Here is a 26,643-nt window from a genome sequence, read left to right as displayed (position 1 = left end):
GGCCACTTGGGATTACAGCAGGATGGTACGGATGTCCGCCAGCAGGCTGCCCAGACGCTGGGTGAAGCGTGCGGCAGCGGCGCCGTTGATCACACGGTGATCGTAGGACAACGACAGCGGCAGCATCAGTTTCGGCTGGAAGGCTTTGCCGTCCCAGACTGGCTGGATGGTTGCCTTGGAAACACCGAGGATCGCCACTTCCGGCGCGTTGACGATCGGCGTGAAGCCGGTGCCGCCAATGTGGCCGAGGCTGGAAATGGTGAAGCAGGCGCCTTGCATGTCGTCAGCGGTGAGCTTCTTGTCGCGGGCCTTGGCGGCCAGCGCAGCGGCTTCGGCTGCCAGTTGCAGCAGGCTCTTCTGGTCGACGTTCTTGATGACCGGTACCAGCAGGCCATCCGGGGTGTCGACGGCGAAGCCGATGTTGATGTACTTCTTGCGGATGATCGCTTTGCCGCTTGGTGCCAGCGAACTGTTGAAGTCCGGCAGCTCCTTGAGCATGTGCGCGCACGACTTGAGCAACAGCGGCAGGATGGTCAGCTTGACGCCGGCCTTCTCTGCAACGGCTTTCTGTGCAACGCGGAATGCTTCCAGCTCGGTGATATCAGCCGAATCGAACTGAGTCACGTGCGGGATGTTCAGCCAGCTGCGGTGCAGGCTCGACGCGCCGATCTGCATCAGGCGAGTCATCGGCACTTCTTCGATTTCGCCGAAACGGCTGAAATCGACGACCGGAATCGGCGGGATGCCCGCGCCACCGGTTGCGCCAGCAGCAGCGGCCGGTGCTTCCTTGGCCTTCTGCATCATCGCTTTGACGTAAACCTGCACGTCTTCTTTCAAGATACGACCGTGCGGGCCGCTGGCGCCGACAGCGTTCAGCTCGACGCCGAACTCACGGGCCAGTTGACGCACGGCTGGGCCGGCGTGAACTTTGGCGCCCGGCTTGGCCGGGGCGGCTGGAGCGGCAGCAGGTGCAGGCGCAGCGGCAGCCGGAGCAGCAGCGGCAGGAGCACTTGGAGCAGCGGCGGCAGCTGGCGCCGGGGCAGCAGCAGGGGCCGCGCCTTTGACTTTCAGCTTCAGAATCAGGTCGCCGGTACCGACTTCGTCATCCAGCTTGATGGAAACGCTTTCCACCACGCCAGCGGCAGGCGATGGAATTTCCATGCTCGCCTTGTCGGATTCCAGGGTGATCAGCGACTGGTCAGCTTCAACGGTGTCGCCAGCCTTGACCAACACTTCGATGATCTTGGCTTTGCCCGACGAACCGATGTCCGGAACGTGGATGTCCTGAACGCTGTCAGCAACCGGAGCGGCTGGCGCGGCTGCCGGAGCAGGCGCAGCGGCAGCGGCCGGTGCAGCAGCCTGAGCCGGAGCGGCCGCAGCAGGGGCCGCAGCACCCGCCACTTCCAGATCCAGAATCAGGTCGCCAGTGCCGACTTCGTCGTTGAGCTTGACGCTGATGGCCTTGACCACGCCAGCGGCAGGCGACGGGATTTCCATGCTCGCCTTGTCGGATTCCAGCGTGATCAGCGATTGATCAGCTTCGACGGTGTCGCCGACCTTGACCTGAATCTCGATGATCTGCGCCTTGCCCGAAGAACCGATGTCCGGCACGTGCACTTGCTGAACCGAAGCGGCAGCAGGGGCAGCGGCTGGCGCGGCAGCAGCAGGAGCGGCAGCAGCAGGAGCGGCGGCCGGTTTTTCTTCAGCCTTTTTAGCCGGTGCAGCAGCCGGAGCAGGGGCCGCTTCAGCGGCGCCCTCGACTTCCAGCTCAAGCAGTTCGTCGCCTTCTTTCAGACGGTCGCCCAGCTTCACTTTCAGGCTTTTGATGACGCCGGCTTTCGGGGCCGGCACTTCCATGCTGGCCTTGTCCGATTCCAGGGTCAGGATGCTCTGGTCGGCTTCGATACGGTCGCCGACCTTCACAAACAGTTCAATTACTTCACCTTCACCGCTGCCGATGTCAGGTACGCGAATGAGTTCGCTCACAAAATGTCTCCTCAGCAGTCCAGTGGGTTGCGTTTTTCCGGGTCGATGCCGAACTTGGTGATGGCTTCAGCCACAACCTTAGGTTCGATATCACCACGGTCAGCCAGTGCTTCCAGGGCTGCCAACACCACGAAATGACGGTCAACTTCGAAGAAATGACGCAGTTTCTTGCGGCTGTCGCTGCGGCCGAAACCGTCGGTGCCGAGGACTTTGAATTCCTTCGACGGTACCCACTGACGGATCTGCTCGGCGAACAGTTTCATGTAGTCGGTAGAGGCGATGACCGGACCTTTACGGCCGTTCAGGCACTCTTCGACGTAGCTCAGCTTAGGCTTCTGGCCCGGCTTCAGACGGTTGCTGCGCTCGACAGCGAGGCCGTCGCGACGCAGTTCGTTGAAGCTGGTAACGCTCCACACGTCAGCGCCAACGTTGAACTCTTCACGCAGGATCTTCGCCGCTTCACGGACTTCACGCAGGATGGTGCCGGAGCCCATCAGCTGTACGTGGTGCGCCGCATCGCGGGTGTCTTCTTCGAGCAGGTACATGCCTTTCTTGATGCCTTCTTCGGCACCGGCCGGCATGGCTGGCTGCTGGTACGACTCGTTCATCACGGTGATGTAATAGAAGATGTCCTGTTGCTCTTCGGTCATCTTCTTCATGCCGTCCTGAATGATCACCGCCAGCTCGTAGCCGTAGGTTGGATCGTAGGTGCGGCAGTTCGGGATGGTTGCAGCCAGCAGGTGGCTGTGACCGTCTTCGTGTTGCAGACCTTCACCGTTCAGGGTGGTACGGCCGGCGGTGCCGCCGATCAGGAAGCCACGGGTACGGCTGTCGCCAGCGGCCCAGGCCAGGTCACCGATACGCTGGAAGCCGAACATCGAGTAGAAGATGTAGAACGGCAGCATCGGCTGGTTGTGGCTGGAGTACGAAGTACCGGCGGCGATGAACGAGCTCATGGCGCCTGCTTCGTTGATGCCTTCTTCAAGGATCTGACCTTTCTGGTCTTCCTTGTAGAACATCACCTGGTCTTTATCGACTGGCTCGTAGAGCTGGCCGACGGACGAGTAGATGCCGAGCTGACGGAACATGCCTTCCATACCGAAGGTACGGGCTTCGTCCGGGATGATCGGAACGATGCGCGGGCCGATTTCCTTGTCCTTGACCAGTTGCGCGAGGATCCGCACGAAGGCCATGGTGGTGGAAATTTCACGGTCGCCGGAACCGTCAAGGATGGCCTTGAGGGTGTCCAGATCCGGCGTCGGCACGCTGAAGCTTTGTGCGCGGCGCTGTGGCACGAAACCGCCCAGTGCAGTGCGACGCTCGCTGAGGTAGCGGGCTTCGGCGCTGTTTGGCTCTGGCTTGAAGAACGGCAGGTTCTCCAGCTCTTCGTCCTTGACCGGGATGTCGAAACGATCGCGGAACAACTTCAGGCTGTCGACGTCGACTTTCTTGGTGTTGTGCGCAGTGTTTTTCGCTTCGCCGGCACCGGTGCCATAACCTTTGATGGTCTTGGCGAGGATGACGGTTGGTTGTTCTTTGTGGTTGACCGCTTCGTGGTACGCCGCATAGACCTTGTACGGGTCGTGGCCGCCACGGTTGAGTTTCCAGATCTCGTCGTCGGACAGATCAGCAACCATCGCCTTGAGTTCTGGCGTGTTGAAGAAGTGCTCGCGAACGAACGCGCCGTCTTTGGCTTTGTAGTTCTGATACTCGCCGTCGATGACTTCGTCCATGCGACGTTGCAGGATGCCGTCGACGTCTTTGGCCAGCAGTGGGTCCCAGAAACGGCCCCAGATGACTTTGGTCACGTTCCACTGAGCACCGCGGAACACGCCTTCGAGCTCCTGGATGATCTTGCCGTTGCCGCGAACCGGGCCGTCGAGGCGCTGCAGGTTGCAGTTGATGACGAAGATCAGGTTATCCAGCTTCTCGCGGCCGGCCAGGGAGATCGCGCCCAGGGATTCCGGCTCGTCGCACTCGCCGTCGCCCAGGAAGCACCAGACTTTCTGTTTGCCCGGCTGGATGAAACCGCGGTGTTCCAGGTACTTCATGAAACGTGCCTGGTAGATCGCTTGAATCGGACCCAGACCCATCGATACGGTCGGGAACTGCCAGAAGTCAGGCATCAGCCAAGGGTGCGGGTAGGACGACAGGCCCTGTCCGTCGACTTCCTGGCGGAAGTTGTTCATCTGGTCTTCGGTGATACGGCCTTCCATGAACGCACGGGCGTAAACGCCTGGCGAGGTGTGGCCCTGGAAGTAGATCAGGTCGCCGCCGTGTTCGTCGGTCGGGGCCTGGAAGAAGTAGTTGAAGCCGATGTCATACAGGGTCGCACTGGAAGCGAAGCTGGAGATGTGACCACCGAGGTCGGAATCTTTCAGGTTCGTACGCATTACCATGGCCATCGCGTTCCAGCGTACCAGCGAGCGAATGCGGCGTTCCATGAACAGGTCGCCAGGCATGCGTGCTTCGTGGGTTACCGGGATGGTGTTGCGGTAAGGCGTGGTGATGGCGTAAGGGAGCTGCGAACCGCTGCGGGTTGCCAGTTCACCCATACGGGTCATCAGATAGTGAGCACGGTCTTCGCCTTCTTTGTCGAGAACCGATTCCAGGGCGTCCAGCCATTCCTGGGTTTCGACGGGATCGAGGTCTTGCATGGCTTGCTCCAGGGCGGAAAGGCTTCCAGAATCGGTTGCCTGAGTTTGCGACTGGCCTTGTGGGCAGACGATTTAAAATTCTTGGATTGCCGACAGGTTGTTCCGGCGGCGTGTAGTTTTACTACAAATCTTTGAGCATTTCAGCCTTTCGGATGTATAGACGAGTAGTAAAACTACAGATGAAAGGCTTGTGGCCTCTGACTGCGTTGTGAGAATAATCGTTAAGGTTGGTCGATTGCCATCCGTAAAAGGTGAAACTTTGATGCTGGATGCTAAAGAAGAAGAAATTTCAGCTATTTCTAACTTTTGTTCGACAGTCCTTCAGGTAGCGGGTTTTCACCATTCACTACAAGCGGCTGATTACACGCCGATCAAGGATAGACCATGACCCTGCCCGTGCTTGCCGAACTGCCTGCCATCCTCCTGCCGTTGGTCACTCGATCCGAACAGTCGTTCCGTACGGCCGTCGCCGAACTGGAAGACGATCACGGCTTCTCGACCTGGACGCCAGAACGCTGGGCGCAATTCGCCCGCGTCACCGCTGCCAGCGAGTTCGTCATTGAACAGAGCGTTCGTGACCCTTTGATGTTGCTCGCGCTGGTGCAGTCTGGCGAACTCGACCGGCCGTTCGCACCGGGTGAATTGTGTGCGCAGATTTCCGCTGCGGTGAACGCGGCACAGACCGAAGACGAACTCGGTCGCGCCCTGCGTCGCCAACGGGCGCGCCATCAAGTGCGGATCATCTGGCGTGACCTCACCCGACAGGCCGATCTGGTGCAGACCTGCCGCGACCTCTCGGACATGGCCGACGCCACCATCGACCAGGCTTATCAATGGTTGTACAGCCGCCATTGCGAACAATTCGGCACGCCGACCGGTCGCCGCAGCGGTGAGCCGCAGCCCATGGTCATCCTCGGCATGGGCAAGCTCGGCGCGGTCGAGCTGAACCTGTCCTCCGACATCGATTTGATTTTTGCCTACCCCGAGGGCGGCGAAACGGTGGGCGTGAAACGCTCGCTGGATAATCAGGAGTTTTTCATTCGTCTCGGCCAGCGCCTGATCAAGGCACTGGATCCGATGACCGTCGACGGCTTTGTGTTCCGCGTCGACATGCGCCTGCGCCCGTACGGTTCCTCCGGCGCGCTGGTGCTGAGCTTCAATGCGCTGGAACAGTATTACCAGGATCAGGGCCGCGACTGGGAACGCTACGCGATGATCAAGGCGCGGGTGGTGGCCGGCGATCAGGTCGCGGGCGCGCAGTTGCTCGACATGCTGCGGCCATTTGTCTATCGGCGTTACCTGGACTTCTCGGCGATCGAAGCGCTGCGCACCATGAAGCAGCTCATCCAGCAGGAAGTGCGGCGCAAGGGCATGGCCGACAATATCAAGCTCGGCTCCGGCGGGATTCGTGAGGTCGAGTTTATTGCTCAGGCCTTTCAGTTGATCCACGGTGGCCGCGACCTGAGTCTGCAACAGCGTCCTCTATTAAAGGTGTTGAGCACGCTGGAAGGGCAGGGCTACCTGCCGCCAGCGGTGATCAGCGAGTTGCGTGAAGGTTACGAATTTCTGCGATACACCGAGCATGCGATTCAAGCGATTGCCGACCGTCAGACGCAGATGCTGCCGGACGGCGCGCAGGATCAGGCGCGCATTGCTTTCATGCTCGGCTTTGCCGATTGGGACGCTTTCCACGAGAAGCTGATGTTCTGGCGCGGCCGCGTCGCCTGGCACTTTGCGCAGGTGATTGCCGATCCCGACGAGGAAGAAGGCACCGAAAGCGAAGTGGTGGTCGGCGGTGAATGGTTGCCGTTGTGGGAAGAGGAGCAGGACGAAGAGGCGGCTTGCCGACAGCTGGAAGAGGGCGGTTTCGCTGATGCCAGCAAAGCCCTGAAGGCACTGGCCGGTTTGCGCGGCAGCCCGCAATTGCGCGCGATGCAGCGATTGGGGCGTGAGCGCCTTGATGCGTTTATTCCGCGCCTGTTGGCGCAAGCGGTTGAGCATGCCAACCCCGATCTGGTGCTTGAGCGCGTATTGCCTCTGGTGGAAGCGGTCGCTCGGCGTTCGGCTTATTTAGTCTTGCTCACGGAAAACCCCGGTGCGCTGCGCCGCTTGCTGACGTTGTGCGCGGCGAGCCCGTGGATTGCTGAGCAGATCACTCGCTTCCCGCTGCTGATGGATGAATTGCTCAACGAAGGGCGTTTGTTCAAGCCGCCCCTGGCGCCGGAATTGGCCGCCGAATTGCGCGAGCGGCTGACGCGAATCCCCGAAGACGACCTCGAACAACAAATGGAAGCCCTGCGTCATTTCAAATTGGCGCACCGTTTGCGCGTCGCCGCCTCGGAAATCGCCGGCAGCCTGCCGTTGATGAAAGTCAGCGATTACCTGACCTGGCTCGCTGAGGCGATTCTTGAACAAGTGCTGGCCCTGGCCTGGCGCCAGACCGTGGCCAAACACGGCACGCCGCTGCGCACCGACGGCACCTTGTGCGATCCCGGCTTCATCATTGTCGGTTATGGGAAAGTCGGCGGTCTGGAACTGGGGCATGGTTCCGATCTGGATCTGGTGTTTATCCATGACGGTGATCCGCAGGCGGAAACCGACGGGGCGAAACCGATTGATGGCGCGCAGTTCTTTACCCGGCTGGGGCAGCGGATCATTCACTTGCTGACGGCGCAGACCAACTCTGGCCAGTTGTATGAAGTGGATATGCGTCTGCGGCCGTCCGGTGCTTCGGGACTGTTGGTGAGTTCGCTCGGCGCGTTCGCCCGCTATCAGGAAAATGAAGCGTGGACGTGGGAGCATCAGGCGTTGGTGCGGGCGCGGGTGCTGGTTGGCAGTCAGGATGTTGGCAAAGCGTTCGAGAAGGTTCGCGCGCAGGTGTTGGGCAAAGCGCGGGATCTGGCCAAGTTGCAACAGGAGGTCAGCGAGATGCGCGCGAAGATGCGCGACAACCTCGGCACCAAGAGCACCGCGGCCGGCACCGCGGCGAATGCCTTCGACGCCACGGCGCCGTTCGACCTCAAGCAGGACGCCGGAGGTATCGTCGATATTGAATTTATGGTGCAATACGCGGCCCTGGCGTGGTCGCACAACCACCCGCCATTGCTGCGCTGGACCGATAACATCCGCATCACGGAAGAGCTGGAACACGAAGGGCTGATGCCTGCCGAAGACGCCAGCCTGTTGCGCGAGGCCTACAAAGCCTACCGCTCCGCCGCCCACCGGCAGGCCTTGCAGAAGGATCCGGGGGTGATTGCAGGCGACCAGTTCGTCGAAGAACGGCGACAGGTGTTGCGGATCTGGAAAGAGATGGGGCTAAGCTGAAACCGCCAATGAAGGCAACGAAATTCAAAAGGTGGGAGCGAGCCTGCTCGCGAAAGCGGAGTGTCAGGCAACATCGATGTTGAATGTGCCGGCCCCTTCGCGAGCAGGCTCACTCCTACAATAGATCTGCGGTGAATCGCAGATGTTGGAACGAATGCAAAACCCTGTGGGAGCGAGCCTGCTCGCGAAGGCGGAGTGTCAGGCAGCATTGATTTTGGATGTGCCGGCCTCTTCGCGAGCAGGCTCACTCCCACAGTGATCTGCGCTGAAATGCAGATGTTGGAACGAATGCAAAACCCTGTAGGAGCGAGCCTGCTCGCGAAGGCGGAGTGTCAGGCGACATCGATGTTGGATGTGCCGGCCTCTTCGCGAGCAGGCTCACTCCTACAATAGATCTGCGCTGAAATGCAGATGTTGGAACGGATGCAAAACCCTGTAGGAGCGAGCCTGCTCGCGAAAGCGGAGTGTCAGGCAACATCGATGTTGAATGTGCCGGCCCCTTCGCGAGCAGGCTCACTCCTACAATAGATCTGCGCTGAAATGCAGATGTTGGAGTGAGTGCAAAACCCTGTAGGAGCGAGCCTGCTCGCGAAGGCGGAGTGTCAGGCAGTATCGATGTTGGATGTGCTGGCCTCTTCGCGAGCAAGCCCGCTCCCACAATAGATCTGCGGTGAAATGCAGATGTTGGAACGGATGCAAAACCTGTAGGAGTGAGCCTGCTCGCGAAGGCGGAGTGTCAGGCAGCATTGATTTTGGATGTGCCGGCCCCTTCGCGAGCAGGCTCACTCCTACAATAGATCTGCGGTAAATCGCAGATGTTGGAACGGATGCAAAACCCTGTGGGAGCTGGCTTGCCAGCGATAGCGGAGTATCAGACGACAATAATGTTGAATGTGAAGACCCTTTCGCGAGCAGGCTCGCTCCCACAGTAGATCTACAGTGTTTGTAGAATTCTCGAGGCGGGGAGGCGTAATTGCCTCCCCGGTTCGTTTTTGGAAACCACATGAATATTCTGATCGTTGGGCCCAGTTGGGTCGGTGACATGGTGATGGCGCAGACACTGTTTCAGTGTCTCAAACAGCGCCACCCGCAATGCGAAATCGACGTGCTGGCCCCCGAGTGGAGCCGGCCGATCCTTGAGCGCATGCCCGAAGTGCGCCAGGCCTTGAGCTTCCCGCTCGGCCATGGCGCGCTGGAACTGGCGACGCGTCGGCGCATCGGCAAATCCCTGCGCGGTCAGTACGATCAGGCGATCCTGCTGCCCAACTCGCTGAAATCGGCGCTGGTGCCGTTCTTCGCCGGCATCCCGAAACGCACCGGCTGGCGTGGCGAATTCCGTTACGGCTTGCTCAACGACGTGCGCACCCTCGACAAAGAACGCTATCCGCTGATGATCGAGCGTTTCATGGCTTTGGCCTATGAGCCGAACGCCGAGCTGCCGAAACCCTATCCACGCCCAAGCCTGCAAATCGACCCGGTCACCCGCGAAGCCGCGCTGGCCAAGTTCGGCCTGAGCCTCGATCGCCCGGTATTGGCCCTGTGCCCCGGCGCCGAGTTCGGCGAGTCCAAACGTTGGCCGTCCGAGCACTACGCGAAAGTCGCCGAAGCGCGAATCCGCGAAGGCTGGCAGGTGTGGCTGTTCGGCTCGAAAAACGATCACGCGGTCGGCGAAGACATTCGCGCCCGATTGATCCCGGGCTTGCGCGAAGAATCGGTCAACCTCAGCGGCGGCACCTCGCTGGCCGAGGCCATCGACCTGATGTCCTGCGCCGACTCGGTGGTCTCCAATGACTCCGGCCTGATGCACGTCGCCGCCGCCCTGAACCGTCCACTGGTCGCGGTCTACGGCTCGACCTCGCCGGGCTTCACCCCGCCGTTGGCCGAGCACGTTGAAGTGGTGCGTCTGGGTCTCGATTGCAGCCCATGCTTCGACCGTACCTGCCGCTTCGGCCATTACAACTGCCTGCGCCAGCTGATGCCGGACGCGGTCAACGATGCCTTGCAGAAATTGCAGGGCTCTGTGGTCGAGGTTCATTAAGTTGCGGGTACTGTTGATCAAAACTTCATCGCTGGGCGACGTGATTCATGCGTTGCCGGCGCTGACCGACGCCGCCCGGGCCATTCCCGGAATCAAATTCGACTGGGTCGTTGAAGAAGGTTTTGCCGAGATCCCGACCTGGCACCCGGCCGTCGACAAAGTGATTCCGGTGGCGATCCGCCGCTGGCGCAAAAACCTCTGGAAAACTATCGCCAGCGGCGAGTGGAAACGCTTCAAGCAAAGCGTGCGCGCCAACAAATACGACTTGGTGATCGACGCCCAAGGCTTGCTGAAAAGCGCCTGGCTGACCCGTTACGTCAAAGCGCCGGTGGCCGGACTCGACAAAGGTTCGGCGCGTGAGCCGATGGCCGCGCGTTTTTACGATCGCAAACTGGCCGTGGCCCGTGGGCAACACGCCGTCGAACGCGTGCGCCAACTGTTCGCCATCGCCCTCGGTTACGACCTGCCCAAAGGCCTGGGCGATTACGGCCTCAACGTCGAGCGTCTGGTCGAACTGCCACGCAAAAACGCCTTCGTAGTGTTCCTGCACGGCACCACGTGGGACACCAAACACTGGCCGGAAGCCTACTGGCGCGAATTGACCGAACGCGTCGGTTACCTCGGCGTCGGCGTCAAACTGCCGTGGGGCAACCCGCAGGAAAAGGCTCGCGCCGAACGCATTGCCGTCGGTTTCAAGCACGCCGAAGTGCTGCCGAAACTCAATCTGGCCGGCGTCGGCAAAGTCCTCGCCGGGGCGCAAGCCTGCGTGGCGGTGGACACCGGCCTCGGCCATTTGGCAGCGGCACTGGACGTGCCGACCATTTCGCTGTTCGGCCCGACCAATCCGGGCCTGACCGGCGCCTACGGCAAACTGCAGATTCACCTGGCCAGCGACTTCCCGTGCGCGCCGTGCCTGCAAAAGAAATGTACCTATCAACCGACCGCGCAGGATGCCCGTCAGTTTGACCTGAAGCGTGAACAGCCTCTGTGCTTCACGCGTCTGAATCCCGAGCGTGTCGCCAGCCGACTGAGCACGTTGTTAATGGCTGAGGAGCTGCGCTGATGCAATTGGCATTCGTCCTGTACAAATATTTCCCGTTCGGTGGCTTGCAGCGCGACTTCATGCGCATCGCCCTCGAATGCCAGAAACGCGGGCATCAGATCCGCGTCTACACGCTGATCTGGGAAGGCGACGTGCCGCCCGGTTTTGAAGTGCTGGTGGCCCCGGTGAAAGCGTTCTTCAATCATCGTCGCAACGAAAAACTCAGCGCGTGGATGGAAGCGGATCTGGCCAAGCGCCCGGTTGATCGCCTGATCGGCTTCAACAAGATGCCCGGTCTGGACGTTTATTACGCCGCCGACGGCTGCTTCGAAGACAAGGCGCAGAACCTGCGCAACTCGCTGTACCGCCGCTGGGGCCGCTATCGCCACTTCGCCGAATACGAGCGCGCGGTGTTCGCCAAAGATGCGAAGACCGAAGTGCTGATGATTTCCGAAGTGCAGCAGCCGCTGTTCATCAAGCATTACGACACGCCGCTTGAGCGCTTCCACTTGTTGCCACCGGGCATCGCTCAGGATCGTCGCCGTCCAGCGGATGCTGACGAAATCCGCGCCGGTTTCCGCGCCGAATTCAATCTGAAGGATGACGAACTGCTGCTGGTGCAGATCGGTTCCGGCTTCAAGACCAAGGGCGTTGATCGCAGCCTGAAAGCACTCGCGGCATTGCCCGCCGAACTGAAGAAGCGCACGCGGCTGTTTGTAATCGGCCAGGATGACCCCAAATTATTCCAGATGCAGAGCGCGACGTTGGGTCTGGGCGATAACGTCACGTTCCTCAAAGGGCGCAGCGATATCCCGCGTTTCCTGCTCGGCGCTGATCTGTTGATTCACCCGGCGTACAACGAAAACACCGGTACTGTGTTGCTTGAAGCGTTGGTCGCCGGGTTGCCGGTGCTGGTCAGCGCGGTCTGCGGTTACGCCCATTACATCGCCGAGGCCGACGCCGGGCGAGTGCTGGACGAACCGTTCGATCAAGCGCAGCTGACGCACTACCTGACTGACATGTTGAAAGACGACGCTGCACGCGCGGCCTGGAGCCGCAATGGTCTGGCCTTCGCCGAGACGGCCGACCTCTACAGCATGCCGCAACACGCGGCCGATGTGATTCTGGCGGAGCACGCTTAATGAAGTTGATGCTGGCTGAACCGTTCAAAAGCCTTTGGGCCGGACGCGACCCGTTCGCCGAAGTCGAAGGCTTGCAGGGCGAGGTATACCGCGAGCTGGAAGCACGCCGGACACTGCGCACGGAAGTCGACGGCAACGGATTTTTTGTGAAGATCCACCGTGGCATCGGCTGGGGCGAAATCTTCAAGAACCTGCTGACCGCCAAGCTGCCGGTACTCGGCGCGGGTCAGGAGTGGAAGGCTATCCAGCGTTTGCAGGAAGTCGGCGTGCCGACCATGACTGCCGTCGCGTACGGCGAGAAGGGCAGCAACCCGGCGGATCAGCACTCGTTCATCGTCACTGAAGAACTGGCGCCGACCGTCAGCCTCGAAGACTTCAGCATCGACTGGATCAAGCAGCCGCCCGAGCCGAAACTCAAGCGCGCGCTGATCGCCGAAGTCGCGCGCATGACCGGCATGATGCACCGCGCCGGCGTCAATCACCGTGACTGCTACATCTGTCACTTCCTTCTGCACACCGACAAACCGGTGACGGCAGACGATTTCAAGCTCTCGGTGATCGACCTGCACCGTGCCCAGACCCGCGCGAAAATCACCCAGCGCTGGCGCAACAAGGATCTGGCCGCGCTGTACTTTTCCGCGCTGGATATCGGCCTGACCCGACGCGACAAGCTGCGTTTCCTCAAGGGTTATTTCCAGCAACCGCTGCGGCAGATTCTCGCCGAAGAAGCGCCGTTGCTGAGCTGGCTCGAAGGCAAGGCCAACAAGCTCTATGCGCGTAAACAGCGCTACGGGGATGCGCTCTGATGGCGGGTTGGATTCTGGAGCCGCAATACAGTGAACTCGCCGAAGATTTTGGCAGCCTCGAAGCGGTGTTCGCGCTGCAAGGCGAACGGCTGACTCGCGATCCGCTGTCGGAAGTCGTCCGGGTCGAGCGCAACGGCGTCAACTATTACGTCAAACGCTACGTCGGCGCCGGTAAAGGCTTGCGCCGTTACCTCGGCAAGCCGCGCGTGAAGATGGAATGGCAGAACCTCAAGCGCTTCGCCAAGTGGGGCATTCCCACCGCCGAAGTGGTGGCCTGGGGTCTGGAGCGCCGTGGCGCGGCGTACGCCCGTGGCGCGATGATCACCCGCGAACTGCCGCGCACCGAGGATCTCTCGGCGCTGGCTGAGCGCAACGATCCGAAACTCAAGGATCGCGCCTGGGTCGATGGTGTCAGTCGGCAGTTGGCCGCTTATACGCGAACGATGCACGATCACCGCTTCACCCATAACGATTTGAAGTGGCGCAACCTGCTGATCGACGATCAGGATCGACTGTTCCTGATCGACTGCCCGAACGGCGATTTCTGGCGCGGTTTCTGGCTCAAGTACCGCATCACCAAGGATCTGGCCTGCCTCGACAAGGTCGCCAAATATCACCTGTCGAACACCCAGCGCCTGCGCTTTTATCTGCAATACCGTGGGCGTGATCGCCTGAATGCCGCTGACAAGAAGCGCATTCGCCACGTGGTGAGATTTTTCGAGGGACGCGAATGACTGATTTTCTGGCCGCTGAAGACCGTGCGCTGCTTGAGCGCCATGGCCTCGGCACCTTCGACGCGCTCTGGGCCAAACAGCTTGAAGCGGTGGACGAGCCGAACACCGACGGTGGCGGCTGGAGCAGCGTGTTTCGTCTGGAGCTGGAAGGGCACGCCTACTACCTCAAGCGCCAGAGCAACTACCTGACGCGCACCTTGCACGCGCCGTTTGGTGAGCCGAGTTTTGCTCGCGAATTTCGCAACATTAGTCGCTACAACAAGCTCGGTATCCCGGCGCTGCAAGCGGCGTTCTTCGGCCAGCGCAAGGTCGACGGCGAAGTCCGCGCGATCCTGCTGACCCGCGCCCTCGATGGCTGGGATGATCTTGATTCGTTGTTGCAGTGCTGGCCGGAACTGACCGCCGCGCAGCAATCAGCGATCCTCAAGGCCTGCGGGCAACTGGCGCGGCTGCTGCACGGTCTGCGTCAGGTGCACGGCTGTTTTTACCCGAAACATATTTTTTTGCAGGCCGACGGTGCTGAGTATCGCGCGCAGTTGATCGACCTGGAGAAAACCCGGCCACTGCTGTGGGGCATGCGCGATCGGGTCAAGGATCTGGAACCGCTGGTGCGCCGTGCGCCGCAATGGAACGAGGCGCAACTGCGCGAGCTGCTTGCGGCTTATGTCGATCAGGCGACCGACAGTTCGTTGGTCGACGCCTGGGTTACGCGTCTGACCGCGCGGCGCAGTCGCAAGGAGACTCGCTGATGCAGTTGTCCGACCTGAAAAACGCCGGGCGCACGCCAAGTCTGCCGTTGACGATTTCCCTGGCCGATGCCGCCGGGCCTGCCGATTTGCAGCTGCTAAGTCTGCTGCGGGTGCTGCCGGGGCAGCGTTATGTCGGTGCCGGGGTCTGGCGCGGGCGGCCAGTGCTGGCGAAGTTGCTGGTCGGCAGCAAGGCGGCGCGGCATTTTCAGCGTGAACTCAATGGCGTGAAGCTGCTGGCGGCACAAGGCCTGACCACGCCGCTGCTGCTGGCCGATGGCTTGAAGGACGGCGAGGGCGGCTGGCTGCTGTTCGAATTCCTTGAAGACGCTGAAAGCCTTGGCGATGCCTGGCAAAAGGTCGAGTCGTTGCCGGTGCTGGCGGATGAACAATCGGCGGTGCTGGGCGACGCACTCGGCGCGATTGCGCAGTTGCACAGCAAAGGCCTCTGGCAGGAAGACCTGCACCTCGACAATCTGCTGCGCCATGGCGGCCAGTTGTATCTGATCGACGGTGCCGGCATCTGCGCGGAAACCGCCGGTCAGCCGTTGTCGCGGCAGAAAGTGCTGGAAAATCTCGGTGTGTTTTTCGCCCAGTTGCCCAAGGCGCTGGAGCCATTTACCGAAGAATTGCTGGTGTATTACCTGCTGAGCAACGGCGAACACGCGTTGCCGCTGGAAGCGTTGCAGAAGCAGATCGACAAAGTGCGCGCCTGGCGTTTGCGCGATTACCTGATCAAGGTCGGTCGCGAGTGCACGCTGTTTGCCGTGCAGCGCGGAGCATTCGCGCTACGTGCTATTCGTCGTGAGGAAGAAGCGGCGATGGCGCCGGTGCTGGAACAGGCCGATGCGTTGCTCGATCAGGGCCATTTGTACAAAACCGGCGGCGCGGCGAGCGTCGGCAAGGTTGAAGTGGCCGGGCGCAAACTGGTGATCAAGCGCTACAACATCAAGAATTTTGCTCATTGGCTCAAACGCTTCTGGCGCCCGAGCCGCGCCTGGCACTCATGGCGTGAAGGCAATCGTCTGGCGTTCCTCGGCATCGCCACGCCGAAACCGCTGGCCGTGCTGGAAAAACGCTTTCTGTGGCTGCGCAGCCGCGCTTATCTGATCACCGAATACCTGCCGGGCCCGGACATCATCGAGCGCTTTGCGCCGTATGTTGAAAACGGCAACGCGCCGGAATCCGAGCTGCAGGCGCTGGATCAACTGTTCGCCCGCCTGATCGCCGAACGCATCAGTCATGGCGATTTCAAGGGCCATAACCTGTTCTGGCAGGACGATCGCTGGGCGCTGATCGATCTCGACTCGATGTGCCAACACCGCTCCGCCAGCAGCTTCGCCCCGGCCTACGCCCGCGACCGCGCACGCTTCATGCGCAACTGGCCCGAGAGCAGCGCGCTGTATCAAGTGATTGATCAGCGCTTGCCGAAAAGTATTGATCGAGTCTGAAGACTTAAAAGATCGCAGCCTTCGGCAGCTCCTACATTTGGAATGCGATTTCCTGTAGGAGCTGCCGAAGGCTGCGATCTTTTGATCCTCACCGCTGTTCGGCAAATAGCTCTGGGTCATTCCCGCCACGTTTACGCTATAATCCCGCCCTTTAGCTGTCTCTCGCCCGGTGCGAGGGCACTTCAATTTTCAAGGCGCCTTGCGCCTGCATGCAGACTAAAGAGGCTAGACCCCTGTGGCATTGACGATTCTTGGCCTGTCCGGCGCCCTTAGCCATGATCCTTCAGCAGCCTTGTACATCGACGGCAAGTTGGTGGCGGCGGCTGAGGAAGAGCGCTTCGTACGCGATAAGCATGCAAAGAACCGCATGCCCTACGAATCGGCGAAGTTCTGCCTTGAGCAGGCTGGCATCAAGCCGTCCGACGTTGACGTGGTAGCGATTCCGTTCGCGCCGATCAGCCTGTTCGGTGAGGCGCGCTGGCACTACGCCAAGCGCTACTGGTACGCACCGGATCGCGCTCTTGACGCGATTCTGATGGGCAACCGCCGCTACAAGCGCTATCGCAACAAGATCGTCTGGTGCCTGGAGCAACTGGGTTTTGATCCGAAAAAGATCAAGATCGAGCCGGTCGAGCACCACCTGGCTCACGCCTCCAGCGCCTACCACTGCTCGGGTTTCCAAGAGAAAACCGCGATTCTCGGCATCGACGGCAAGGGTGAGTACGCCACGACCTTCTTCGGTTACGGCGAAAACGGCAAGATCCACAAGATCAAGGAATTCTTCGATCCGGACTCCCTCGGCGGCCTGTACGGCGCGATCACCGAGTTCCTCGGTTTCGAGATGCTCGACGGTGAGTTCAAGGTCATGGGCATGGCGCCGTACGGCGACGCCAGCAAATATGACTTCTCGCGTCTGGCCTCGTTCGAGAACGGCGAGCTGGTGATCAACACCGACTACGCCAACGTGATCGGCCTGCGTCGCTACAAAGAGAAGGGCAAAGGCTTCTACTTCTCGCCGAAGCTGATCGAATGGCTGGGCCCGAAACGCGAAGGCGACATCGCTGACGAGCCGTACATTCACTACGCCGCGAGCATGCAAGCGCTGTTCGAAAAGATCTCGCTGCAGATGATCGACCACTACCTGGGCGACATCCTCAAGGAAACCGGCAAACTCGCGTTCGCCGGCGGCTGTGCGTTGAACGTCAAGCTCAACCAGAAAATCATCGCCCGCGATGACGTTAAAGAATTGTTCGTACAACCTGCGTCCGGCGATGCCGGCACCGCTGTTGGCGCCGCCGCTTACGTGTCGCACGCCCGTGGCGTACCGGTCGAGAAGATGGAACACGTCTACCTCGGGCCGTCGTACAGCAACGAAGACGTGATCGCCGCGTGCGCCCGTCACGAGAACAAGCCGACCTGGCGCAAGCTCGACAACATGCCTGAGCAGATCGCCAAGATCATGGTCGATGGCAACCCGGTGGCCTGGTTCCAGGGCCGCATGGAGTTCGGTCCGCGCGCACTCGGTGGCCGTTCGATCATCGGCTGCCCGAGCATTCCTGGCGTGGCTGACCGCATCAACCATCAGATCAAGTTCCGCGAGCGCTGGAGGCCTTTCTGCCCGTCGATGCTCGACACCGTTGCGCCACAGATGATCAAGATCGATCACCCGGCGCCGTTCATGACCTTCACTTTCGAAGTCGCGGATGAGTGGAAAACCCGTGTGCCGGAAGTCGTCCATGAAGACGGTACGTCCCGTGCCCAGGTGCTCAAGCGCGAATACAACCCGCGCTACTACGACATGATGAAAGCGCTCGAAGTCCTCACCGGCAATGGTGTGTCGCTGAACACTTCGCTCAACCGTCGTGGCGAACCGATGATCTGCTCGCCGACCGACGCGCTGAACATGTTCTTCGGCTCCGATCTGCAGTACCTGATCATGGAAGACATTCTGGTGGTCAAAGAGGGCGCAAACGCTTATGACTCGCTCGGCTGAACGCCATGTGTTGCAGTTCTGTCACGGCTATGACGGGCCGTTCCTCGACTGCGCACGGCAGTACGCCAGCCTGTTCGCGGGCACCGGTTATCGGGTGACCACGGTCTTTCTGACCGGGGCCGCCGATAGCGAGGTGGCTGCGGCGTGTGCCTCCGATGAAGTGTTGTTCATGGAATACAGCTCCAAGGCCATTCGTGGCCTGAAGCTGGGCGCCATCGGCGATCTGCGCAAGATCGCCGCTTCACGCAATTTCAGTTTCTGCATCGCCCATCGTTTCAAGCCGATCTACATCGCCTTGCTCGGCACGTCGCTGCCGGTGATTGGCGTGCATCACGCGTTTGGTGATTACCAACGCCGTACGCGCAAGCTGTTTGCGCACATTTTCCGTAAACGTCTGAGCCTGCTCGGTGTGTCCGATGCGGTGCGTGACGACATGCGTCGTTGCCTGCCGAAGTGGCCGCAAACGCGGATTCAGACGCTGTACAACCGTATCGATCTGCCTGCGCTGCAATTTGCTCAGGTGTCCGCCCGCGAAGCCCGCGAGACCTTGGGGCTGGCGGCGGATGCGTGGATTGTCGGCAACGTTGGTCGACTGCACCCGGACAAGGATCAGGCGACATTGCTGCGAGGTTTCGCCGCCGCGCTGCCGGGGTTGCCCGATAACAGCCAACTGGTGATTCTCGGCAAGGGCCGTCTGGAACAGGTTCTCAAAGAGCTGGCGCTAGAGCTGGGTATCGGCGATCGCGTGCTGTTCCTCGGTCAGGTGCCGGACGCACGCAATTACTTCCGCGCCTTCAATGTCTTCGCGCTGAGCTCCGATCACGAACCGTTCGGCATGGTGCTGCTGGAGGCCATGGCCGCCGGCGTACCGTTGCTGGCCACCGCGTGTGGCGGGGCGAAGGAAGTCGTCGAAGGCGTGGGCATTCTGTTCCCGCTGGGCGATGCCGAGCGTCTTGCCCAGGGCTTGCAACATTTGGCTGGTATGGATGATCAACAGCGCCATCAGTGCGCCGAGATGATGCTCGAACGTCTGCGTGAGCAATTCTCCGACCGTGCGGTGCGCGACACCTTCTGGCGTCTGCCGCAAGTTATCGATCTGGCACCGAGGGGCTGATGCTCAACCGATTCCAAGGCTGGCGCGAACGTGGCTGGTCGCCCGTTGACGCCTCGACCTATGCAACCACCTGGCAGCGTTTCGGCGGCAGTGTCGCCACGCATCCGCTGGTGGTTGAGCGTCTGGCCGATCTGGCTGGCATCCCGGTGCGCTATCTGGCCTGGGAGCAGCAAGGCGAAATCAAAGCGGCGATCCCGACCTGGGGCCGTGATCTCGCGCTGTCCAAGGACGTGCTCAAGCGCAACGGCAAAAAAGGCCTGTTCGACCTCGGTAACGCCGAGTTGATCCTGCCGGCCGCCGTCGATGTCCAAGCCCCGCTGCGCCATCGCGCGCGCTACCTGTCGGCGCTCAACGAAAGTCGCTTCAGCGGCATGAAGTTGCAGACCGAGCAACTGGCCATGGCCCGCACCCCGGAAGAACTGTCGAAGAAGTTTCGTTACAACCAGCGCCGCGAATTGCGTCTGCTGGAAGAGGCGGGCGGCGTGGTGCGTCCGGTCAGCGACTTCTCCAGCGTTGAGCTGGCGGCGATCTACTGCGATCTGTTTCAGCGCCGCTGGGGTTTCCCCGCTACCGGCGCGGCGCGCATGGCTGATGTCATCGAGCTGTTGCGTGAGTTGCTGATCGGTTCGGTGATCTTCCTCAACGAGGCGCCGATTGCCATTCAATTGGTGTACCGCGTCGAAGCGCCGGAGTGGATCAGCGTCGAATACATCAACGGCGGCGTCGACCCCGAAACCCGTGAATTCAGTCCCGGCAGCGTGTTGAGCTTCCTCAATACGCAAAGCGCCTGGGAACATGCGCGCGCGCTGAACAAGCCGCTGCGCTTTTCCTTCGGTCGCGCCGACCGTGAATACAAGGATCGCTGGTGCAATCCTGTGCCGGTGTTCACCGTATGAGCCCGCCCATGAGCCGCAAACAGCAACTGCTCAAGCGCCACCGGCGCAACAAACGTATCGGCCTGCTGATTGCGTTGATCGTGTTGATCGCGATCGGCGTTTTGGTCGCTTGGTGGTTGCCGTTGCTGCTCGCGGTGATCGGCTGGGTCGCCCATGAGGCGTGGTTCGCCGATCATTTGTTCTATTCGCCGAAAGACGATTACCAGTACAGCTTTCCACCGTTTACGCCACAGCCGAAAGTGCATCTGAACGGCGAGCAATTGCGTCTGGATGACGGCGTGATGGTGATGGATGACGCCACGCTGATTCTCGCGGTGCAGGTCAAAAGCACGTGGCTGGGCCGCTTCTTCGATCCGCGTATCGAATTGGTGGGCGGTACGAATCCTGATGCGCAAACCTTCGAGCGCGGCGTCAACGGTCTGCGCTATCTGAACCTCAGCGGTCAGGCGCAAGCCTTGTCGCAAGGTGTGCTGCGTTTGCGCGGGCGCTTCTGTCGCGTCTCCGGTGAACCGGTTTTGTGGGCGTTGGAGCAAACCGATTATCGCCGTTCACGAGTGATGGTCATCGCACCGCACGCCGACGACGCCGAGCTGGCTGCCTACGGTTTGTACAGCCAGGCCGATGAAGCCTGGATCGTCACCCTGACCGCTGGCGAAATCGAAGCCGAGCATTATCAGCAGATGGGCCTGAACAAGGTCGAAGCCGCGCGGCTCAAGGGCCGGTTGCGCGCCTGGGACAGCCTCGCCGTGCCGCGCTGGGCCGGTGTGCCGGCGGAAAACTGCGTGCAACTTGGTTACTTCTGTCTGCAACTGGCAGCGATGCAGGCGGCGCCGAATCAAGCGATGGCTTCACGCGAAGCCGATCTGAGCGATACCCGCCTGTTCCGCCAGTTGAACCCGTTCAGCTTGCCGAGCGATGTCGATGGCGCGCCGACCTGGAACAATCTGCTGGCCGACCTGCGCGAAGTGCTGCTGCGCGCACGTCCGGACGTGATCGTCCTGCCGCATCCGACGCTGGATCCGCATCCTGATCATCTGTGCAGCCAGCAAGCCGTGCTGCAAGTGCTGAACACTCTGGACTGGCAGCCAACCCTGCTCGGCTACGCCAACCATTTGCACGACAACGATCGCTGGCCGATGGGCAATGCCGGTGCAGGCATCGCGCTGCCGCCAGCGTTCGATGGCGCCGTACCGATGCAGCCGCTGTGCCTGCCACTGACTATCGAACAGCAACGCGACAAAGCCATGGCGCTGGGCATGATGCATGACTTGCAGCCGCCAGCGCCGTTCAAACGCCGTTTGCGCCGCGTGATCCAGCGTTTGCTGGCCGGTCGCGCGCCGTCGGTGTACGGCGAAAACGAATTTTTTCGAAAAGCGGTCAGACGCCAGGAATTGCTGTGGCTGCTGAAACCGGGTGAATCAGGCGTTAATCGGGGAGAGTTATGAGTCAACGGTCGAAGGTGCTGCAGTTGCAGCCTGACTACAACGTCAAAGCCCATGATTTCGCTGACCTTGCCGAGCAGATCGTCAAGGCGTTGCCGTCGGATCGCTATGAAATCACCGCAGCGTTCCTGCGTGGCAAACCCGCACCTGGCGAGCCAGTCAGCCGCGCCGATCGCTCGGTGTATTTCGAGTTTTCCGACAAATCCCTGAAAGGCATGCGCCTGCGCGCGATGTGGGAACTGTACAAGTTCTGCCGCCGGGAAAAGTTCGACGTCGTCATCTGCAACCGCTTCAAACCGGTGAACATGATGCTCACCCTGAACCGCTGGTTGAAGGTGCCGCTGTGCATTGGCATCTCCCATGGTTTCGGCGAGTACGACCGCTTCTATCGTCGTCGTCAAACGCAGCGGCTGATTGATCGGCACTGGCGCTTCGTCGGTGTTTCGCCGGCGGTTAAACAGTACTTGCTGGACTGCGATTGCGGTTTCACCGACCAGAACACGTATGCCATCACCAACGCCATCGACATCGAACAGGCCGAAGGTTTGCAGCACAGCCGCGAAAAGGCGCGTGAGCTGCTCGGCATCGACCCGAATGTGCGCCTGATCGGCGCGTTGGGGCGGCTGGTTTCGGTCAAGGGTCACACCTATCTGTTGCAGGCATTTGCCGCGCTGAAAGACAAATACCCGAACACGCAGTTGGCGATCATCGGTGCCGGGCGCCTGCAAGCACCGCTGGCTGCCGAGATCGAACAACTGGGCCTGAGCGGTCGTGCGCACTTGCTGGGTTTCAAAGAAAACGCGCTGCAATACGTGCGCGCGTTTGATATCTGGACGATGCCGTCGCTGGCCGAAGGTTTGGGTCTGGCCTTGCTGGAAGGCATGAGCGGACATTTGCCGGTGATCGCCTCGAACGTGCCGGCGATGGTGCCGCTGATTGAAGGCGCTGGCGGTCTGGCGATTACGCCCAAGGATGTGCCGAGTATTGTCGCGGCGCTGGATCAGTACCTCGCTCTGTCCGACGACGAACTCAAGGCCAAGGGCGAGCAAGCCTACCGCTATCTGCAAGAACAACATGACATCGAGGTGTTCCGTCAGAAGTACCTCAATCTGATCGACTCTGGCCTGGAACAGGCACGCAAGGAGCAGCCATGAGCGAGCAGAAAGCCATGGGCGAGCAAACAGCCTTGAGCGAACAAGAAGCCATGAGCGAAGCGAACGCCCTCGTCACCGTGATCATCGCCTCGTACAACCACGGCCCGTACATCGAGGAGAGCATCCTCAGTGTCATCAATCAGACCTACCAGAACATCGAATTGCTGGTGGTCGATGACGGCTCGAAGGACGACAGCGTCGAGCGCATCAGTGCCTTGCAGGCGCAGTACGGTTTCGATTTTCGAGTGCAGCAGAATCAGGGCCTGACCAATACGCTCAACGGCGCCATCGCGCGGGCCAAGGGTAGCTTGATCGTGCCATTCGGCTCCGACGACATCATGTACCCGGAGCGCATCGCGATTCAGGTGGCGTATATGGACGGCAAGCCGGAAGTGGGGATTTGTGCCGGCAACATCGAATTGATGGACGCCGACGGCAACCTCTACCCGGAAAAGCGTCAGCGCCGTGATGTGCCGTTCCGTCGTCTGGATTTCGACGACATGTTCCTTGAGCGCAAACCGTATCCACCAGCCCCGACCCTGATGATTCGCCGCGAAGCGCTGGACAAGGTCGGTGGCTTCGACCCGACGATTCGCCTCGAAGACCTCTACATCGAACTGAAGGTGACCCGCGCCGGTTATTTCATCGATGGCTTGAACGTGGTGATGGCGCGCTATCGCAAGCACGCGACCAACTCGTACAAGAATCACCGCTTCATGATCGAAAGCATTCTGCGTATCTATGCGCTGTTCAGCGATCATCCGCTGTACGACGAAGTGCGCTACAAGGCGCTGAATTCGATGTTCCTGAAAACCGCCAACCGCAATCGCAAGCTGGCGTGGGAGCTGCTGAAGCAGATCCCGTTCAAGGCGTGGAACAAGAAGACCTGGCGCGGTCTTGGGCGGTTACTGTTTTCGCCGCAGGAAAAGAGCTGAAACAGCTGTCGCCCGCGCTTAGCGGGCGACTTTCTCCGAGAGCGGCTTATCGCCTTTCTGCCGCGAGCGAATCCACTGCAACACCTTCTTGCCGGCGGCCATGCCCGGCAACTCGATGTACAGAAAGCTCAGGCTGCTGATCAGAATCAGCAGGCAGGTGCAGATCGCGATCAGCGGCAGATAGACATCCGCCTCCCGCGCATCCAGATTCAGCAGCAGCGGCAGACGCTGCACCATCAGCCACAACACAAAACCGTGCAGCAGATAGGTGCTGTAGCTGATCTCGCCGAGCCAGCGGATGCTGCGTGGCTTGAGCGCACCGAACAGACTGTTGCCCGACGCCACGATCACGAAAAACAATGACAGCAGGAACAGCGGCCCGGTCTTGAACGCACGGTTGAACGCTGTGAACGCAATCACCAGCGCCAACACGGCAATCACGCCCGCCAGACGTGTGCGGCTCCAGGCCACCAGCGCAGGCTTGCGAATCCAGTACGCCGCGGCGATGCCACCGAGAAAACTGGCGAGGAAGTGTTTCTTCAGCGAGTGCTCCCAGCCGACCACTTGATACAGCGCGTAAATGCCGATCAGGCACAGCACCACTTGTATCCAGCTGCCGCGATAGATGAACACCATCCCGGCCAGTGGCAGCGCCAGATAGAAGAACACTTCATAGGCCAGCGTCCAGGTGACGTTGGAAATCAGCATGCCGGTTTGCGGGTATTGGTTGATGTCCGGACGGTCGAAGGTCAGCCACGCCAGAATCTGTTTGAACAGTGCGCTGCCAGGCTCTTTCAGTTCCCAGTTCTGCAAATGGAACACGGTGACGAAGACGATCAACATCAGCGGCAGGTACAGCGGATACAGACGAAATACCCGTGAAATGCCGAAGGCCAGCCAGTCGTGCTGGCGCCCTTGGGTCAGCAGACGGTTCCAGAACAGGAAGCCGGTGATCATGAAGAACAGCGCAACGCTGCCCTGGCCGATCATCGAGTAGAAGTTGCTCGGCGGAAAGCCGAACTCGCCAGTGCGCAGAAAGATCCAGGTAATGACGGCGTGGTGTACGAACACACCAAAGGCCAAGTAGCCGCGCAGGCCATCGATGCTGGCATAGCGGCTTTCACCGGAATGCTGCAGGTGGCGGGCGATTTTCGGTACGACGCGCAACAAAAGCGCGGCGGATACGATGGCCAGCGCATAGGCTACCAGCGCAATGAGGGGGTTGGTTTCGATCATCAATGAACTCGGGCCGCAGTGTTGCCGGCCAGCACTTGCCTGTGCAGATTATCCACCGCAGATTGCGACGCCATCACAGCGTAGCCCTGAAGCAGCGCTTCGAAATGATCCTCGAACAGCCAGCGCTTGTCGACGGTGTAACGTTGCATATGGCGCAGATTGCGCTGACGTAGGGAAAGATTGAGCGGGCTAGGGTAAACGCGCAGGTCGGCCAGATCAATCAAACCGAACTCGCCATCCTCCAGCACTAACACGTTGCCCAAGTGCAGCGAGCGGAAATACACGCCTTTTTCATGCAGTTGCGCCATGAATTTGCCAAAGCGCTCGACCAGCGCCTGACGGACGGCCGGTGCGGTAATGCTCTGCAATACCTGACGCAACGTGTGGCCAGGCAGCGGGGCGTAATGCACGGCGCTGCTGCCATCGTTGAGGCGATAAAGATTTAGCACTTGCGGGGTGGGAATGCCCATAAGGCGCAACTGTTCGCTGTTGACGGCAAAGCGCTCGGAATACGGATTGAAACTGCCCGAGGTGTACCAGCGGCGACGGCGGAACAGTTTGAGGAAGCTGCCATCGGTCAGGCGCAGGACTTTCGGGCCGAGGCCGTCTTCTTCTATGACCTGAGCGCCATTGCTCAAGTGCTGCAGGTCAGTCGCAGAGAGTTTTTGCACCGGCAGGGTTAGCAGTCGTCGCGCACGCTGATTGATGCTCAGTGCCGCGATCAGTGCCAACGGGATCCACAGCAGGAACCAGTGCTCCTTGGGCCGCGAAATGATCCCGCCGCCTTCGGTGAGGCCGGCGCCGATGCCGAAGATCAGCAGCGTCGAGGCAACGATCAACAGTGGTTGTACGCGCTGACGCCAACTGCTCAACAAGCCCCAGAAAATGAAGAACAGCCATGGCAGCAGGCCGACAATGCCGACGTAATAGAGAACGCCCAGCACGAAGCTGTGCGGCTCCTGGAAATTGATGCCGACGCCGGGGTCGACGGACAACGTGGCGCTGTAACCATGTCCGATCCAGGGATGGTCGGCAATCATGTGCAGTACTTGCTTCCAGATTTCCAGTCGATACGAATCGCCACGTTCGATGATCATTTGTGCAAACAGAACGGCGACCGTCACGCCACTGAGCGCCAGGCCGATCAACAAGCCTATCGAGCGACGGTTCCAGCAAATGAAGCACAGCCACAACGCGGCCATGGTCAGCGCTACGAGCGGCGTTCTGGAGCCGGTGCCAATGACCGCCATGAACATGATTGCCATTGCCGGCACACTCAGCCACATCATCTGGCGGCGTTTGCAGGTCATGGTCACGCTCAGCCAATAGGCGGCGAAAAAACCGAACAAGTGAGAACTGAGCAGCGGGTTGTCGAAGGCTCCGCCGCCGATCAGGCGCATGCCCGGTTGATACATGTGGGCAAAACGAAACAGGAACCAGATTGTTGCGCCCAGGGCCACCAGCGCCGCGCCGAACATCAACGGTTGCAGAATCTCACTGCGATAACGCACCAGCAGATAGGTGCCGGCAAACAGCAGCAAGGTGTGCAATGACGGTTTGAACATCCCGGCGAGGCCTTCTTCGCGCGGCCCCCAACTGAGGCTCAGCAGCGCCCAGGCGACAAATATCAACAGCGAGACGAAGATCGGTTCACGCAGTAATTCTTTGAGTTCACGTGGGCGCAGGCACAGGGCGATCAGCGTTGGAATGCTGAACAAGCCGTAAAACAGCTTGTGATGCAGACTTCGGCCCGGCAAAAAGAACAGCGCGCACAGGAGCAGGAAATAGCCGACGGGAAGTATCCACAGGCTAATGAAGTCGAAGACTCGATTGGACGTACTGCTGAAGCCGCGAAGTTGCATGCTGAGAGATTCAATCCTGAAGAAGTTGATCGACCATTCGGATGATGGCTATTTGATGCTTAAAAAGGTGTCTAACAATAACAGC

General features: G+C 60.2%; 19 protein-coding genes. 15 read left to right on the top strand and 4 right to left on the bottom strand.

Annotated elements, in window-relative coordinates; translation table 11 throughout:
• Positions 1–12 precede the first annotated feature (12 nt).
• Together aceF and aceE are read right to left on the bottom strand one after the other, a co-directional pair.
• Positions 13–1,986: a dihydrolipoyllysine-residue acetyltransferase gene (gene aceF, locus ACP3TY_RS23075; RefSeq protein ID WP_426618565.1), complete on the bottom strand. Its 1,974-nt coding sequence runs from the start codon at positions 1,984–1,986 to the stop codon at positions 13–15.
• An 11-nt stretch (positions 1,987–1,997) separates the two neighbouring features.
• Positions 1,998–4,643, bottom strand: a complete 2,646-nt coding sequence (gene aceE, locus ACP3TY_RS23070) for a pyruvate dehydrogenase (acetyl-transferring), homodimeric type (RefSeq protein WP_008081364.1) — start codon at positions 4,641–4,643, stop codon at positions 1,998–2,000.
• Positions 4,644–4,905: 262 nt separating this feature from the next.
• On the opposite strand from aceE, the gene ACP3TY_RS23065 reads away from it, so the two are divergent.
• The 15 genes from ACP3TY_RS23065 to ACP3TY_RS22995 all read left to right on the top strand — a co-directional run bounded on the left by ACP3TY_RS23065 (position 4,906) and on the right by ACP3TY_RS22995 (position 23,460).
• On the top strand, positions 4,906–5,031 hold the full coding sequence (locus ACP3TY_RS23065) for a hypothetical protein (RefSeq protein WP_276514720.1): 126 nt from the start codon (positions 4,906–4,908) through the stop codon (positions 5,029–5,031).
• Positions 5,028–7,967 (top strand): bifunctional [glutamate--ammonia ligase]-adenylyl-L-tyrosine phosphorylase/[glutamate--ammonia-ligase] adenylyltransferase, encoded by a 2,940-nt coding sequence (gene glnE, locus ACP3TY_RS23060; RefSeq protein WP_426618564.1) that lies wholly within the window; start codon positions 5,028–5,030, stop codon positions 7,965–7,967. The genes ACP3TY_RS23065 and glnE overlap by 4 nt, the downstream gene beginning before the upstream one ends.
• Before the next feature lie 1,003 nt (positions 7,968–8,970).
• Positions 8,971–10,005 carry a lipopolysaccharide heptosyltransferase II gene (waaF, locus tag ACP3TY_RS23055; RefSeq protein WP_053116714.1) on the top strand — a complete coding sequence of 345 codons (1,035 nt, stop codon included), beginning with the start codon at positions 8,971–8,973 and terminating at the stop codon, positions 10,003–10,005.
• A gap of 1 nt (position 10,006) precedes the next feature.
• Entirely contained in the window at positions 10,007–11,068 is a 1,062-nt protein-coding gene (gene waaC, locus ACP3TY_RS23050) for a lipopolysaccharide heptosyltransferase I (RefSeq protein WP_426618563.1), read from the top strand.
• Positions 11,068–12,189, top strand: coding sequence for a glycosyltransferase family 4 protein (locus tag ACP3TY_RS23045; RefSeq protein ID WP_426618562.1), 1,122 nt, complete (start codon positions 11,068–11,070; stop codon positions 12,187–12,189). Before waaC ends, ACP3TY_RS23045 begins: the two co-directional genes overlap by 1 nt.
• Complete coding sequence (gene rfaP / locus ACP3TY_RS23040; RefSeq protein ID WP_053116717.1) at positions 12,189–12,995, top strand: lipopolysaccharide core heptose(I) kinase RfaP; 807 nt, start codon at positions 12,189–12,191, stop codon at positions 12,993–12,995. Before ACP3TY_RS23045 ends, rfaP begins: the two co-directional genes overlap by 1 nt.
• On the top strand, positions 12,995–13,729 hold the full coding sequence (locus ACP3TY_RS23035; protein WP_426618561.1) for a lipopolysaccharide kinase InaA family protein: 735 nt from the start codon (positions 12,995–12,997) through the stop codon (positions 13,727–13,729). The genes rfaP and ACP3TY_RS23035 overlap by 1 nt, the downstream gene beginning before the upstream one ends.
• The gene (locus tag ACP3TY_RS23030) at positions 13,726–14,478 is read left to right on the top strand and encodes a lipopolysaccharide kinase InaA family protein (protein WP_426618560.1); all 753 of its coding nucleotides are present in this window, start codon (positions 13,726–13,728) and stop codon (positions 14,476–14,478) included. The genes ACP3TY_RS23035 and ACP3TY_RS23030 overlap by 4 nt, the downstream gene beginning before the upstream one ends.
• The gene (locus ACP3TY_RS23025; protein ID WP_426618559.1) at positions 14,478–15,926 is read left to right on the top strand and encodes a lipopolysaccharide kinase InaA family protein; all 1,449 of its coding nucleotides are present in this window, start codon (positions 14,478–14,480) and stop codon (positions 15,924–15,926) included. The genes ACP3TY_RS23030 and ACP3TY_RS23025 overlap by 1 nt, the downstream gene beginning before the upstream one ends.
• A gap of 235 nt (positions 15,927–16,161) precedes the next feature.
• Complete coding sequence (locus ACP3TY_RS23020) at positions 16,162–17,919, top strand: carbamoyltransferase family protein (RefSeq protein WP_008079282.1); 1,758 nt, start codon at positions 16,162–16,164, stop codon at positions 17,917–17,919.
• Positions 17,903–19,033: a glycosyltransferase gene (locus ACP3TY_RS23015; RefSeq protein WP_426618558.1), complete on the top strand. Its 1,131-nt coding sequence runs from the start codon at positions 17,903–17,905 to the stop codon at positions 19,031–19,033. The genes ACP3TY_RS23020 and ACP3TY_RS23015 overlap by 17 nt, the downstream gene beginning before the upstream one ends.
• Entirely contained in the window at positions 19,033–19,929 is an 897-nt protein-coding gene (locus ACP3TY_RS23010) for an antimicrobial resistance protein Mig-14 (RefSeq protein ID WP_053116723.1), read from the top strand. The genes ACP3TY_RS23015 and ACP3TY_RS23010 overlap by 1 nt, the downstream gene beginning before the upstream one ends.
• Positions 19,930–19,937: 8 nt before the next feature.
• Complete coding sequence (locus tag ACP3TY_RS23005) at positions 19,938–21,374, top strand: PIG-L family deacetylase (protein WP_426618557.1); 1,437 nt, start codon at positions 19,938–19,940, stop codon at positions 21,372–21,374.
• Complete coding sequence (locus ACP3TY_RS23000; RefSeq protein WP_426618556.1) at positions 21,371–22,525, top strand: glycosyltransferase family 4 protein; 1,155 nt, start codon at positions 21,371–21,373, stop codon at positions 22,523–22,525. The genes ACP3TY_RS23005 and ACP3TY_RS23000 overlap by 4 nt, the downstream gene beginning before the upstream one ends.
• 50 nt (positions 22,526–22,575) lie before the next feature.
• Positions 22,576–23,460, top strand: a complete 885-nt coding sequence (locus tag ACP3TY_RS22995) for a glycosyltransferase (protein WP_426620515.1) — start codon at positions 22,576–22,578, stop codon at positions 23,458–23,460.
• Positions 23,461–23,478: 18 nt separating this feature from the next.
• Here ACP3TY_RS22995 and ACP3TY_RS22990 read toward each other — a convergent pair whose 3' ends face one another.
• The gene (locus tag ACP3TY_RS22990; RefSeq protein WP_426618555.1) at positions 23,479–24,696 is read right to left on the bottom strand and encodes an acyltransferase family protein; all 1,218 of its coding nucleotides are present in this window, start codon (positions 24,694–24,696) and stop codon (positions 23,479–23,481) included.
• On the bottom strand, positions 24,696–26,558 hold the full coding sequence (locus ACP3TY_RS22985; RefSeq protein WP_426618554.1) for an O-antigen ligase family protein: 1,863 nt from the start codon (positions 26,556–26,558) through the stop codon (positions 24,696–24,698). Before ACP3TY_RS22985 ends, ACP3TY_RS22990 begins: the two co-directional genes overlap by 1 nt.
• Positions 26,559–26,643: the final 85 nt, after the last annotated feature.

Origin of the sequence: Pseudomonas rustica (assembly GCF_049959085.1) — a bacterium.
Lineage (GTDB): Bacteria > Pseudomonadota > Gammaproteobacteria > Pseudomonadales > Pseudomonadaceae > Aquipseudomonas > Aquipseudomonas rustica.
This window is presented reverse-complemented; position numbering and strand designations above follow the sequence as displayed.